The organism is Sphingobium sp. CFD-2 (assembly GCF_024611135.1).
Classification (GTDB): Bacteria; Pseudomonadota; Alphaproteobacteria; order Sphingomonadales; family Sphingomonadaceae; genus Sphingobium; species Sphingobium fuliginis.
In genome coordinates, this window is the sequence record NZ_CP084406.1 from 841,951 (window position 1) to 857,116 (window position 15,166).

Genomic DNA, 15,166 nt, shown 5'->3' on the forward strand with positions numbered 1-15,166 from the left:
TCTCTCTACGGGTTCAACCCGTTGTTTCAATCCCGTTTTACCTTTGTCCGCCGATCATCGCGCGCCGCCTTCCGCGCAGTTCGGTTCATCCGGTCCGCCGCAGGAGCGTTCCCACAGATCCTCATTGCCAGCGCCCGTCACCGGCTCGTCGATCAGCGGCGGATAGCCCTGCGCCACGATGTCGCGCAATTCGATGAGGGAGAGGGTGAAGATGCGGCTGACCGACACCGAAGGATCGAGCACGCCGTTCCAGGTATCCCGGCTGTCGAAGCCGGTGCCGGTACAGGCGGCGGGATTGCCGATGAGACAGCCGTTGACCTTCGACCCCAGGGCATAGGAACCATTGACGGCGACCAGCGGAACCGTCTCCAGCCCCTGCGCGAAACCGCCCATGGGCAGGGCAAGCCGCCCGTTGATGGCGATCTGCAACGCGGAGCCGCCCGAGCCGATCAGCAGCGCATTGGCCGTGAAGCCGCGCCGGTCCGGGATCGTGCTGGAGAGGCCGCTATTCTGGATGAAGAAGGTCTGGCTCGCATTCGCCAGGATCGTCCCCGCGCGCAGGATGCCCGTATCGTTCACCAGCCCTACATTCTGCGCCAGCCGCAATTCCCTGGCGATGAGCGAGCCTGTCGAAGCGACGTCCGCCATGGCCGACAGGGACGCGGCGATGATGTTCGGGCTGTCCAGTGTCAAGACGCCGCCCAATCCGCCATTGCCGTCGCTGATGTCGATGGAGCCGGGACCGGCGACGATGTCCAACATCTGCCCCGCCGACAGGATCAGCCCGCCCTGCCCCGAGCGTCCGGTCAGCCGTACCGCCCCCTCGACGCGCAGATGCCCGCCGGCGCCGATCGTTAGCAGGCCGCCACCCGGCAGATTGGCGGTGCCAAGGGTCAGATCCCGCACGACGATGTCGGGCGATCCCGCAACGCCCCGCCCGGGCGCGCCGATGGCGATGTCCGCCGCCGCTACCCGCGCCAGTTCCGCCGCCGACAGGCTGTAGGTTCCGGCGACGTCGCTGCCGCCGACATAAGCGGGCTGTTGCAGGTTCACCGCGTTGAAGACGATGCGGCTCGTTCCGCTCAGGCTGCCGATCCGCGCTGCCCCGCCAAGGACGATGTCGCCGGACGCCATCGTGATCGTCCGTGCGCCGACGGAAGCCGTCAGGCTCAGCAACCCTCCCGCATTCAACAGGATGCCGCCCGTTTGCGACGTCACATTGCCGAAACTCGCCACGCCCGAGGCGGTGGCCGTCAGCGATCCCGTGGCGTCGAGCGCGGTCGCATCGATCGATCCGCCGGTGAGCGTCATATTGCCCCCCGCACTCGCATCGACAATGGAAAGAGCGCCGCCAGCGTTCAACAGCAACGCGCCTGCCGATGCCGTGGCCTGCGCTACGGCCATGTTGCCGGTCGCGCCGAGACTCACCACGTCTCCGCTGGCCGTTATCGCTCCAGCCGATGCGATGTCGCCCACCATCAGGCTGCCGGCGCCCGCGTTCAGCAGGCTCTGGCCGCCCGCGCTTAGGCTGGCGGCGTCGATCCCCTGCCCGGACAGGGCCAGACTGCTGCCTGATGCTGCGTTGCCGATGGTCAGGCGATTGGCGGCGGCCATGACGATCGCGCCTGATGCACGGGCATCCGTCACATTCAGGTCGGTTGAGGATTGCAGCAACAGGTCGCCATTGCGCGCCGTCAGGCCGCTGCTGACGATGGCGCCCGCAGCGATGTCGATCGCGCCCGCCGCCACCGCGCCGCCAAGCTGCGCAAGGCCCGACGGCCCCGGCGCGCGCACCTGGAGGAGTCCTGCAATATCGGCATTGCCCAGCAGCAGGCTGGAATTGACGATCAGATCGCCGCTCATCAGCGCATTGCCGATGCGGACCGGAGCGCCGGACGCCGCCAATCGCTGGGTATCGGCGGACAGCGTCCCGATGTCGATATTGGCGGCGGACAGGGTGCCGGTGCCCGCGCCAATGTCAAGCCGGCCGGAGACGGCGAAGTCGCCCCCGATCGCAATGCCGCCCGTCCCCAACAGATTGCCGGCGGAATCGACCTGATCGAGCAATGTGCCTGACGCCAGATCACCCAGCACTATGTCGCCCGCCCCGCCCAGGCCGATGGCTGCCGTGCCGCCCGCCCTGGCGGCAGCGCCCGTGCCGTTGACGCTGCCCTGCGCGAACAGCCGCAGGTCGCCGCCCGCCGTCAGGGCGCTGCCGCTGGCGAGGCCGATATTGCCCCCCGTGGCGAGGATCGTCAGACCTGCCACCGCGCGCAGGCTGCCCGCCGTCAACAGGGTGACATCGCCGGGAGTCGTGAACAGGATGCTGTTCGCAAACAGGCTGTCGCTGCCCAGCGGCCGCGCGGCATGGCTCAGGTCGATGCGCGTGCCTGAAGTTCCGGTGAGCGCGCCGGTCGCGGCCAGCCCCCCCGACCCTGTGAAGGCGAAGGAAAGCGGTCCATCGCTCGTGAAGCCGGCATTCCCACCCACCTGCACGGCATTGCTCGCCGCAAAGGAGATCCGGGAAAATCCGGCGACCGGAACACCTAGGCTGGAAAGCGCGAGCGATCCGTTGACGCGCAGCCCAGCGTTGGCGGCTGTGCTGCTGTCGGTGAAGCGGACCAGCCCGCTCATGTCGCCGTTCGCGCCCATGAACAATGCGTCGATCAGCCGCTGCGCGCCCGGTGACAGCAGGCCGCCATCGCCATTGGCCAGACTGGCGGTGCCGCCGCTGCCCAGACCCGCCGCGCCCCCGGCCGATGCGCCCGCCGGCCCGGCGCCGCCGATTCCGCCAGGCCCGCCCAATCCATCCGCGCGCAGGGTGAGGCCGCCCAGCACATAATCGCCATTACCCGCGTCGAACGCCGCAAGGCCGCCGATGCCGTTCCCGCCGCTACCACCCAGGCCGCCGGTGAGGCCCGCATTGCTGCCCGCGCTGCCATCTGCTCCGTTGCCACCCAGGCCGACCGCCGTGATGCTGTAGGCCGGCATCTGGGGCAAAGCGCTGCCAGCCGCCATGCGCGCATCCGCAATATGCAAGGTGGCGGAGCCAGCGAAACCATTGCCGCCCGCACCGCCATTGCCGCCAACCGGCCCGGCCGTGCCGATAGCTCCATCGCCACCCGTTGCATTGCCGCTGATACGCAGCGCGAGACCCGTTATCGCCGCCGCTCCAGCATTGAGATCGAGCAGCGCCGTGCCGCCGGTCGCGTCGCCGCCATCCGCCCCGGCAAGGCCAGCGCCGCTGCGCACGCCGCTCTGGCCGCCCACCCCGCCTAGCGCCTCGGCCAGCACGCCGATGTCGCTGGCATCCAGCAGGGTGGATGATCCAGTCAGGCCGAACGTCGCGCTACCGCCAAAGGCATCGCCGCCGCGCCCGCCGCTGCCGTCATGGCCCATGCCGCCAGCACCGCCCAGGCCGGCAGCGGTGACGCGCAGCGCGCCGCTCACCGTCGTCGTGCCGAACGCCAGATCGAGCGTCGCAACGCCGCCCGTCCCCGCACCGCCAGCGCCGCCGGTCCCCCCGCCGCCGCCCATGCTGCCGATGCCGTCGGCGCTGACGGTCAGGCTGGCGAAAAGCGGATCGACGTCGACCAGCATGGCGGCGACGCCGCCCGTTCCCCGGCCGCCGGCTCCGCCCGCCGCGACGCCATAGAAAAATGTCGGATTGCCGCTATTGTCGAAACTGAAGAAGCCGCTATTGCCGGCCCCCCCACCCTGCCCGTCGGCCTTCACCGTGACCGTGCCGATCGCATGGCCTTCGTTCAGATAGGAGAAGCGCGCGGTGCCGCCCAAGCCATCGCCCGCTGCCGCGCCCGGCCCGTCGCTGCCGTTATTGCCGCCCGCCCCGCCAAGGCCCTCCGCCGAGATCAGAAGCGAAGGCGCGGTCAGCATGCCGCCTGCCAGCGTGACATCCGCGACGCCGCCCGTTCCACTGCCGCCGGAACCGGCGGCATAATTGCCGGGACCGTCGGAGCCCGTCTCCGCTCCATCGCCGCCCTGACCCGATGCGCGGACGACGGCCGCGCCGCTGATCGTGACCTGCCCGCCGCTCCCGGCGGTCATCAGCAGACCCGCAGTACCGCCCATGCCGGTTCCGCCATCCGCGCCGTCGGCCTGAAAGACCGGATAGCCCAGACCGCCCGTGCCGCTGGCATCGATGCCGAGCGTCGCCAGTTCCAGCGTGCCGCCCCGCGATTCGAGCAGTGCATGGCCGCCCAGGCCGGCACCGGCAATGGCTGCCGCTGACGATGGGCCGTTCGCGCCGTCCGCTTCGCCGCCGGTGCCGTGAGCGCCCAGCGCCAGCGTGCCGATGGCCGCCGCGCCGCCGGAGATCAGGAAGCCGGCCGAGCCGCCCTGCCCGCTGCCCGCAAGGAACGCCGTAGTGCCCCCGCCTTCGCAGCTAAGGCAGTTCTCGCCCGCCGCGCCGCCGAAGCCGCTCGCCTGCGCATCCAGGAGATCGGCGGTCAGGCTGCCGCCCGATATGTTGATATTGACCGTTCCGCCCGTGCCGTTGCCGGCATCGCCGCCATTGAAGGACATGCCGTCGCTGGAGGGCGCCGAGGCACCCTCCGCCGACAGGAACAGACTGCCGAAGCTGAGGTCGCCGGTGCCGGCAAGACCGAGGCGGCTTTCCACGAGGATGCTGCCGCCCAGCCCATCGCCCCCGCGACCGGCAACGCCGTCGGACGCCGCGCCGCCGCCCACGCCTTGGGCTTGCAGCGTCAGTTCGCCAGGCACCGAGAAATCGGCATCGCTGGCATGGAGCAGGATGGAACCGCCCGTTCCGTTCGATCCGTCGGCGCCCGCCGCGCCCCAGCCATCGGCAGAGACGCGGCAAAAATAGCTGGCGCAGTCGCTGAGCGAAAAACTGCCGCGCTGCCCGCCGGAAGCGCTGGCGAACAGGGTCACGCCGCCGCCGGTGCCGCTCCCCGCCACGCCCGGCGCGTCGCCTGCAAAGCCTCCGGCGCTGGCATAAAGCCCCGCCGCACCGAAGCTGCCGCCCGCCGCGCCGATGCTGATGGTCCCGCCAAAGGCGTCGGCCGTTCGGGGCGTCAGGAAGGTCGATCCCGGAAAAGCGGGGAAGCCGGACGCATTGGCGGTGGCGAACAGATCCTCCGCAATCGCGAAGCTGCCCCCGTCATGCGCGGAGATGTTGATCCGCCCGGCCCGCAGCGTGCCGCCAGACGCACCCCCGCCAAAGGCCCGCGCATCCGCATAGAGCGAAACGGATGTCAGGATATTGAGGTTGCCCGTGCCGCCGACGTCGATGTCGATCCCGGTGGTGCCGGGGATGGCCGCGCCATAGCTGCCGCCCTCCGTCGCATAGCCCGGCGCGGTGCTGGTGTCGGCGTTCAGGCTGGTCCATTCATGCGTGCCGCTGGAAATGGCGACACGGATGTCGCCGCCGGTCGCGTTGCCCGCCGCGCCCGTGCTGGCGATGCCGCCGGTCGCCTGCGCCCTGGCGCTGACGGTCCCGAGGTCGAGGCCGCCTGTTATGAAGCTGCCGGACGTGCCGTTGAGCGCAACGCTGCCGCCCATGGCGCTGCCGCCATCGACCGGCGGCACCGAAACCTGGAAAGCCGTGCCCGCAGAGGCGTCAAGCGCCGTGCTGCCGAAGCGCAGGCTCCCTCCCTCGGTGCCGGAGGGTCCGGCGGCGGTCAGCGCAGAGAGGGTGATCGCCCCGCCCGTGGCATTGCCGGACCTGTCGCTGCCATAGCCGGCATAGCCCACGGCATTGGCGATCAGGCTGGCCGCCGCGATCGATCCGCCCGTGGCGATCAGGTCGATCGTCCCGCCAATCGCGTCCCCGCCGATCAGCGGCGGCGCGCTGACGCCCGCCTCGCCATCGCCGCTGGCGTTCAGCGTCAGGCTGCCGGTGACGTCGATCTGTCCGTTGGTCAGGGCCGCGCCGCTGCCGCCGAAGGCGAGCAGGTCGATGCGGCCGCCCGTGGCGCCGCTTCCGGCGGTGAGGATCATGTCCCTGTCCGCGGCGATCGCGCCTGACTGATCGGCCCGCAGGGTGATGCCGCGTTCGGCGGACAGCGTGACATTTCCCAGGAAATGCGTTGTCGCGGCGGGACGTATGACGATGTCGCCGGTCGCCGTGCCGGTCAGGTCGTTCTGCCAGTCGCCCGATCCGATGCTGAAACCCGCCTCTACCGTCGCCGTGGCGTTGCGCGTGGTGATGAGGTTCCCGTCGGCGTCATGGGCGATGTCGGAACCCGCCGAGAGCACAAGGGCGCTCCCGTCCGGGGTGACCGCCGTCGCTGGCGTGTAGCCGACATTGCCCGACAGCAGCATGGTGAGTGCGTTGTTCTTCGGCACCGCGACCATGAAGATGCGCTGCGGGTCGGTGCTGCCCGCCGATTCAGGGCCGTTCGTCGTGCCGCTGTGCACCACGCCATTGGCGTCCGTGGTGCCGGCCGTGATGGCGATGTCGAACAGGCCGTTGTTGATCCGGATGTCGGCCGCTTCGGCCCCCACATAGGCGGTCGATCCGTTGACCGTGACCGTGCCGCCCTGCACCACGCGCGGCGCGACCAGAGCGACATAGCTGCCGGCCGAAAGCGCGTTGATCTGCGCGCCCGGAAGCAGTTCGACGGACGATGTGCTGCCCGCCGGGCCTGCGAAGCGGATATTGTTCCGGTCAAGGCCGTTGCTGATGTCGATGGCGTTGGCGGTCAGCACCAGCGATCCGACATTGAAGACGCTGTTCGCGCCCGCGATGATGCCGCCGGGCGAATAGAACCACACCGCTCCGCCGGTGCTTGGCGGGCTGCCGCTGACCTGGCTCTGCACCGTGCCGTTGAACGCGATCGCACGCGATACGGGCAGTCCGTTGCCGTCCAGCGGAAGGATGCGATTCAGCACCGTGAAGTCGCTGAACGAGCTGAACGTGACCGTGTTGCCCTGGGGCAGGAAGTCGATCGTGCCGGCACTGGCCGGCCCGCGATCGTCGGGCGTCCAGTCGATCACCGCCTGGGTCGAGTTCAGCGAGACGCTGTTCGTGCTCGGCGGGATATAGGCGTCGCCCGAAACTATGGATGGCGTGCCCTGGAACGCCTTCTGGCCAATGGCGGCGCCGGCCCCGAGCCCGACCGCCAGCGCCACGGCGCTTGTGCGGCCCAGCAGGGTCCAGAGCGAGAATGTGCCATGCTTCCTGGTCATCAACGCCTCCACGGCAAGATTTGCGTGGTCAGGGAAAGGAGCAGCCGCGTGTCGCCCTTTTCGGTCTGGAAACCGGCCTTGCGCAGGGGGGTCGCCAGTGTCAGGTCGAGCCGGGCATGATTGTCCCACGTGGTGCGTAGGCCGCCGCCCGCCGAATAGAGCTTCTGCGGGTCGAGCCCGGCGAAATTGGCGCTGTGATGCCACATCCAGGCCGCGTCGAAGAAGATGAAGGGCTGGAACGCGATGGCGCCCGGCGCCCGCGGCGTGATCCGTCCGTAACGCAGCTCCGCCCCTATGCCGACGCCGCTGTCGCCGGTGATGATGCCGGGATCGTAGCCGCGTCCGACAGTGTAGTTGCCCGCGCTCATCTGCTCGTAGGAAAGGAGCACGTCCGGGCTATATTGCGCCCTTGGCGACAGGGTGAAGCTCAGTTTCGGGGTCGGCCGATATTCCGCCTGCACACTCGCCCGCAGCACGAATGCGGAAGGATCGCCGTCCAACTGGCTGATCGGCGTCCTTGGGAAAGCGCAGTTGACGAGAGCCGCGCCGCACGCATCGCTCGCGCCCAGCCCTTTCAGGCCCTGGCGCGCCTCCATCATGCCGCCCAGCCGCCATTTCGGCTCTATTCCCGAATAGCCGAGGGTGCTGACGATGCTGTCGGGATCGATCAGCTCGCCTTCCAGCCGCAGGAACAGCACGCGCAGCCGGTCGCGCGACAGCGGCACCTTGGGCGTGGCGGTGCCGAAGCGCAGGTCCTGGTTGACGATGTCCAGCCCGCCCGTCGCCAGCAGCGTATGCACCTGCCGCCGCGCCAGCGGATAGGCGAGCGCCGCCGTCGCGATCATCGTTTCGGACGATAGCGGTATGCCGTCGATCCCCGGCTTGCTCCAGGCATAGGTGAGGTCGCCCGACAGGCGCAGCCCGTCGTTGCCCAGCGCCATGCTGTGGCCGACCTGAAGCACCGTCTGCTCGCTCGGCTGGGCGGTGTTGAAGATGCTGAACAGCGTGCTGTCGCCCAGGCCGGTCATGTCGTTGAACCGCACGCGCGCCAGCCCGCCGAAGCGGCCGACCGCGTTGCTGCCGTAATTCTGGATGTTGACGTCCAGTTCGACGCGCTGGCGCACCACCTGCACCTCGCCCACCACTTCGCCGGGCGCCGTTCCCGCCGGGCGCAGCGCCAGCCGCACGTCATAGCCCGGCAGGTCGCGCGCCAGCAGCAGATGCCGTTCCGCATCGCGCACGTTGAACACCGGCTGGCCCTTCAGCGCCTCCATATGCGCGGCGATCAGCCTTTCGCCATTGCCGGCGTCGCCCCGCACCTCGATCGCCACCAGCCGCGCCATGAAGATGTCGAAGCGGACCGTGCCGCCCTTCTCGATACGCTGGGGCGGAACCTGCACCGCCGCCAGATAGCCCATTTGCCGCAGCATGGTCGCGGCCCGGTCGCGCACTTCGCAAAGGGTGGCGATGGGCACCTCGCGCCCCGCATATTCGCGCCAGCTATCCTCCAGCGCCGCCGGATCGACGACACGCAGCCCTTCGAAACGCACATCGGTAAAATCGACCGCCACGCCGGCGTAGCGCGGATCGGCGAGCGGACAGGGTGCGCGCTCGACGCCGCCCACGACCGTCAGGCGGCTGCCCTGCGCGGACGCCTCCCCTGTCAGTTGCCCGCGCGTCAATTCCTCGCGCGTCGGTGCGCGCGGCGCGACCTGCGCCGTCGCCGCCACGGGCAGCAGCATCGCCAGCGCCATGGCCGCCGAACCTCCCAAAGCGGAAGCCCGCATGTGCCCCTTCTTCCCCATAGACGTCCCCAAAGCGTCAAAGGCAGCCCTTTCCCTCATGGCTGCCCCACCCCTGTTTTCAGGCGCAGGCTTTTTGCCCGTCACCCCTTTCCCGCGACCAGCGCGTTTCCCAGGCAGGCGAAACCTGCCGACCCGGAAAACGCTGCGAAGCTAATCTGGAGCAGCCGAACCGATGCCACCGGACCGGACTGCGCTCCAGCCGCCGGTTAACAGCGGCCGCGCCCCGCGACAATCAATTCCGCGCAGCGCCGTCCGACAGCGCCGCCGTCTCCACCAGCAGGTCGAGCTGCGCCGTGCATTGATGCGCGATCAGGCCCGATGCCATGCCGTCCAGCCCCGAAGATGCAGGATCGAGCAGTGCGAAGCGGACATCGGCGGCGCGGGAGCCATCGGTCAGGCGATAGGCCGCGCCGTCCCGCACCGGCGCGGCGACCGGCCAGGCGGCGATCGATTCGCCCGTCCCGAAACTCGCCGTCGCCTGCACGCCCCCGCCGCTGATGCGCACGGTCGCGGGCCTTGCCGCGTCCACGCGCCACAGGCGCACGGCGGCGGGATCGGCGATGCAGAGCGTTCCGGACTGCGCGATGTCCACCATCCAGAGATTGGGCCGACGGGGCGGCGTGGCCGGCGCTTCACCGACGCCGCCGCGCACCGCCCCGGTTCGCGCCCGCCGCACCCGCTTCGTATCCAGCAGGGCGGAGAGCATCACGCCATTGGCCGGCGCTGCGCTGGCGGCGGCGGCCGCATGGAAGCTTCCCGGCCCGCGCAGCGTCCGCGTGCCCCTTGCGTCCAGCAGCGTCACCACATCGCCCGCCTTCAGCACCAGCGACCCGCCATCGGCCAGCTTGCTTCCCGGCCTGTAGGTCGCGGCCGATGGACCGGTAGCGCGGACCACCATGGTCTCCGCCGCGGCCTGCGCACCCAGCCCGGCGGCGACACATCCGGCCAATGCGCATTGCGCGGCAAGCTTACCCCAGACCATAGCTTCCTCCTTCCCCGACATATTCATAACGATATAGCAGATTGGCGATGGCCGCATCATCGGGATGATGGTTAACCATCGCTTTGAGACGTTCTCGCGCGGCGCTTTGCGCTACGGCATCCTCGCCGTCGAACGCCGCCAGTATCTCGGCCAACGCCGCCCGGTCCTCCACCGGAAATTCAGGCGCGGGCTCGAACAGGTCGACGGGGGTCGAGCGTCCGCGCAGCCGCACCCGTCCCATCGGCCGCCACCAGTCCAGCCCCGACAGCAGCATCGCGTCCCGGCTTACCAGCACAGTGGTTTCCAGTGCCTTGTTCGCCGCTTCCAGCCGGGACGCCGTGTTCATGCTGTCCCCCAGCGCAGTATATTGGATGCGCCCCTCACCCCCGAAATTGCCGACGATCGCTTCGCCATGGTGCAGCCCGACGCGGGTTCGCCCGATCGGCGGCACGCCCGGCGGCAGGTCGCGGCGAAAAGCCTCCCCCGCCTGCCACATCGCATAGGCGGCGAGCGCGGCGTTGCGCCCGTCGTCGGGCCGCGCGATGGGCGCCCCCCAAAAGGCCACCACCGCGTCGCCGACGAATTTGTCTATGGTCCCGCCATGGGCCAGCACCACGTCGCTCAGCATGTCGAGATAGCGGTTCAGCAATTGGGCGACCATTTCCGGCGCGATGGCGTGGCTAAGCTTGGTGAAGCCCTCCAGATCGGTGAACAGGGTGAAAATCTGCCGCTTTTCACCATGCAGCGCCAGCTTCTCCGGCTCCGCCAATATCTGCGCGGCGATGTCGCGGGGCAGATATTTGCCGAGCGCAGCCTGGGCGAAGCGCCGCTGTTGCGAGGTGACGGCCCGCGCCGCCACTCCGATGGCGGTGAAGGCCAGCACCCATCCCAGCACCCAGCCGACGGCCGGCAGTCCCTTGGTGTCCCACCCCCGCGCCTGCAACCAGAGCGGCACACCCGCAATCGCTCCCGCCTGCACCCCCAGCGCGGGAACCAGCGCGAACCAGCGCAATTCCGCCAGGCTGGTGAGCCCCGCCGCACAGATCACCAGCAGCGCGGCCGCCCAGCGCCACCCCTCCGGCACCGCGACCAAGCGCGCGCCATCCAGCAATTGCGCCAACATCGTCGCATGCACTTCCAGCCCGATCATGGTCGACCGGGCTTGCCGCCCCGACAATGGCGTCTCGAACTGGTCGATGTCGACGATGTCGCCGCCGATCAGCACATGCCGTCCACGCACCATGGCGGCGAGCGCCGGGGCCATGGCGGGATCGGCCAGGGTGTCGATCTGGAGGCTGGGGATCACCGGCTCCTCCGATCCGTCCGCCTGCCTGACCGGCAAACGGAATCGGATCGCGCCGCGATAGTCGCGAAAGGATGGCGAGGGCTGCATCGCCAGCGTCAGCAGGGGCGGTTGGCCCGGCGTGGGAACGGGCCAGCTTCGCGCCACATTGTCGGCATCGGTCTCCAGCCGGATGCTGGCCGGGCGGACTTTCGCCGTCCGCGCCGCCCGCACGAAGCGATCCAGAAATTGCTGTTGCTCGAAGATGATCTGTTCCTGATTGTCGCCCAGATTGGCGTAGCCCAGCCAGACAGGCGTGTGCATAGACCGCAGGACGGAAAGCAGTTCGCCATCCTCGTCCTGCGGCTGGTCGAACAGGATGTCGATGCCGATCGATTTGGCCCCCATGGCATCCATGTTGCGGAGCGCCCGCGCCAGCAGACCCCGGTCCAGCGGCGACCGCTTGCGCGTGGCGATCAGCGTCTGGTCGTCATAGACCACCATCAGGATGCGCTGGTCCTGCGCGACCCGCGGTGCGAAGGTGGCGGCTCGCCAGTCGTAAAGGCCCCTTTCCGCGTCGGCGGTCGGTATTTCCCGCGCCGCGCCGCTGCCGAGCGGCCTGTTCCAGTCCCAACCGGCCAGGAACAGCGCCAGCAGCAGCAGCGCGCCGGTCGCCACCAACCGCCAGCGGCCCGTGTCCCGCACCAGTCGCGCACCGCGGCGCAGCAGGCCCCGCGTCGGCATGGCGATCAGCGGCGCGCGATCAGCGGACGCGCGCCGTCACCGATGATGGCAAAGCCGGACCAGTAGAAAGGATGCGACGTCTCCGGATCGTCCATCAGCCTGATCTGCGCCGCCCGCAGCGCGTCGGCCACAGGCTGGTCCGCCCCGGCCGCGAACAGGCCGCCCATCAGCCTTTCGGTCGCGCGATAATCCTCCGGCGCCGGCCAGTGGCTGGCGATGACGGCGCGGCTCCCCGCGCCGATGAAGGCGCGCACCAGCCCGTCCAGCGCCCCGCCGCCGCCGGAAAGCCCGGCCGCCCGCGTCGTTTCCACCCCCGCCGCGCCTGCAGTGTCGCAAGCCGACAGCACGACCAGATCGGCATTCAGCCGCAGGTCGAAAATCTCGCTGAACTGCAACAGCCCGTCCGATTTGCCGTCCGGCGCGAAACTGGTGAGCAGGGCGGGCCGGGCCGGGCATCCCGGATGGGGCGGCGTCACCAGCCCATGGGTCGCGAAGTGCAGGATGCGAAAGCGGTCGAGATCGCCGCGCGCCATCACCGCTTCGTCAGTGAAGGCCGCGCCGGTGATCAGTTCGCTGCCCTGCCCGCCAATGGCCTGCGCCGCTTCCCGCAGCTCGGTGGCCGGAATCGGCCGGTTCCACTGCTGTGGCGACCAACCGCAATCGTCCCCCGTCCCGTTGGACAGGCTCCCGCGGCTGGAGGCGGCCAGCACCGCCCCTGCCAGCGGCGCATTGTCGCCAAAGCCGATATAGTTCTGCGCCGCGCCGGAGGGCGCAGCCGCCCGCGCATCGCGAAAGGCGCGGGCCGACAGGGCCGTGCTCACCGCATGGTCGCGCCCCAGCCATTCGACGCCGCGAAAGTCGAACTCGTCGCCCCCGCGGGCCACCCGCGCTTCATAGGCATTAACGCCCGCCTGCCCCGCGACCAGCAGATTGACCGGCAGTTGCAGCATCGCTCCGTCCGGTTCGAAGATCAGGTGCCGCGCCGCCGCCAGCCGCTGCTCCACCGGCCCGAACAGGTCGAGATAGAGGCTGCGCGCCACCGGCAGGTCCAGCGCATAGGTGGTCTGTGCGCCGTTCACGTCGATGGAGATCGTCTCGCGCAGCGCCGCCACCTTGCGAGCCACGTCCGTCGCGCTTGCCGTGAGCCGGTATCCGGTTGCCCCCGCGCCGTCGATCCACAGCGCGTACAGCGCGTCGCCCAGTTGCGCCAGCTTGTAATAGCCCTCCCCAGGCTTCAGCGTCGCCTGCATTTCGGCCAGCGTCAGCCCCTGCGGGCTGAGGGCGCGATATTGGGGATAAGCCGCCAGCGAGGACAGCGTATTGGCCTGATCGGCCGCGAGTTGGTCGATGTCGGCCTGCGCCCGCGCCATGTCGGGCAACAGCGCCTCCTGCCGCTCCGCCGCCTGCTGCAATTGCGCAAGCGCGATCCGTCCGCGCTCTATGTCGCGCGAGAGGGAGACCGACTGCCGGAACAGCCGCGCCGCCTCTCCATCCCCGGCGGACAGCTCGCGGCTCAATTGCTCCAGCGTATCGGCAGCGCCGGGCCGCAGCAGCATCTGCGACGCCGCGAACAGATCGGCGGTCAGTTCCGGTCGCGTGGGAATTTCCCGCGTCAACAGGTTGAAATAAGGCTGGAGCTGGTTCGCCATGCCGGTCAGCGTGGCGCGATTCTCCATGGTGGAGGCGACGATGCCGCGATAGATTGTCAGCGCATCCTCATTGCGGCCACGCCGGATGAGGAACGCCCCCAGCCGCGCCCTTGCGCCGTTCAGCGCCACCGTTTCGGGATATTGCGCGCCCAGCAGGGTCAGCGCCTGATTCAGCTGACGCTCAGCCTGCCCATAATCCCCCTGCGCTTCGTAGGTCAGTGCGATCTCGCCCAGAAGCTGGGCGCGCAGGCGCGTGATCGACGTGACCCGCCCGTCGCGGATCGCAACCGCGCGCGCCATCGCCTTCGACAGCACGTCCCGAGCCGGTCCCGGCTGGCCCGACAGGCGCAGGATCGTTCCGCGCAACTGCTGCGCCTGCGCGTCGATGATCGCCGCCCGCTCGACCGGCGTCAGCCTATTGTCCTGCCGCACGCCGAGCGCGCGGGCCTGCATCGCCCCGCTGCTCATTTCGGCGGCCACCTCGGGCGGCACGGAAACCCCGCCGTTTCCGTCTGCCGCCACGGTCGCAACGCTGCCAGCCAGGGGACGGTCCAGTATCGCCAACGCGCCGGCCGTATCCTGCCGGTTGATATGGTGCATGGCCTCGAAATTGCGGCGCAGGCGGATTTGCACCGCATCGGCGGTCGTGATCCCGCGGGCTTCCGCGAAGGCCGCGTCGGCCTGATCGAACAGCCCCAGATTGGACAATTGCAGGCCGCGATTGACCAGATATTCATGCGCCCGGTTCGCCCGCTCCGCCGGCGTCAGCTTCGCCGCATCGGGATCGCGCGCCAGCCGGTCGGTCAGGCTGTCGAAAAACTCCGCCGCTTCGGCATAATTGCCCGACGCATTGCGCCGGTAGCCCTCGGCCAGCACGGTCTGCGGGTCCAGCGTCGCGGCCTGCAAGCGGGCGTAACCCGCATCGTTCGTCCCCACCGTCGCAATGTCGACCTTGCCCGGCACGATCCGCCCTGCCATGACGGAGCGCAGCCCCAGATCCAGGGCGCTTGTATAGGCTGCATAGCCCTGGGCGACATAGACCGTCTTGCTGCGCTCGACAGTCAATATGCGATAGGCACCGACTGCGCCCGTGCAGTTGCGCATGAGCGCCGCCCCCATGCCGGGCAGGCTGACGCCGCCGGGGGCATTGCACTCGACCGCCATCTTGCGCGACGACGCCAGCCGGTCCAGCAAGCTTGCGTCCCCATCGCCCGAACCGCGCCGCAGCGCATATATCTGTCCCACCGGGCGCGCAGCATCCCGGCACACCAGCGTCCATGCGCGATCGAACATGGTTCGCGCCGCGGGATCGCCGGTGGCGCTCTGCGCCTGGCACAGCGCGCCGCCCTCGCTGCCGATGCGGAAGCTGTCTCTCAACAGCGGACGGTCGCCCGCTGCCTGGGCATGTGCCGCCACAGACAGACTCAAGGCGGCCCACATGGCAGGCCCGCGAACCAACTTCCCCAAATCGCTCAAAGGCTTGTCCCCCAAACCCCGCCGGATATGTCCGTGCAAGGCCCCCCTTAGCATGATC

The 15,166-nt window shown here is 69.5% G+C and carries 5 protein-coding genes; all 5 read right to left on the bottom strand.

The window, feature by feature from the left end; genetic code table 11:
* Positions 1-54: 54 nt before the first annotated feature.
* The gene (locus LDB29_RS24110; RefSeq protein ID WP_171407212.1) at positions 55-7,170 is read right to left on the bottom strand and encodes a histidine kinase; all 7,116 of its coding nucleotides are present in this window, start codon (positions 7,168-7,170) and stop codon (positions 55-57) included.
* Positions 7,170-8,957 (bottom strand): ShlB/FhaC/HecB family hemolysin secretion/activation protein, encoded by a 1,788-nt coding sequence (locus tag LDB29_RS24115; RefSeq protein ID WP_226870142.1) that lies wholly within the window; start codon positions 8,955-8,957, stop codon positions 7,170-7,172. The genes LDB29_RS24110 and LDB29_RS24115 overlap by 1 nt, the downstream gene beginning before the upstream one ends.
* A 250-nt stretch (positions 8,958-9,207) precedes the next feature.
* Positions 9,208-9,957: a hypothetical protein gene (locus tag LDB29_RS24120; RefSeq protein WP_130029996.1), complete on the bottom strand. Its 750-nt coding sequence runs from the start codon at positions 9,955-9,957 to the stop codon at positions 9,208-9,210.
* Positions 9,944-11,983, bottom strand: coding sequence for an adenylate/guanylate cyclase domain-containing protein (locus LDB29_RS24125; protein WP_137709026.1), 2,040 nt, complete (start codon positions 11,981-11,983; stop codon positions 9,944-9,946). The genes LDB29_RS24120 and LDB29_RS24125 overlap by 14 nt, the downstream gene beginning before the upstream one ends.
* A gap of 5 nt (positions 11,984-11,988) precedes the next feature.
* Positions 11,989-15,060 carry a CHAT domain-containing tetratricopeptide repeat protein gene (locus LDB29_RS24130; protein ID WP_306812582.1) on the bottom strand — a complete coding sequence of 1,024 codons (3,072 nt, stop codon included), beginning with the start codon at positions 15,058-15,060 and terminating at the stop codon, positions 11,989-11,991.
* Positions 15,061-15,166: the final 106 nt, after the last annotated feature.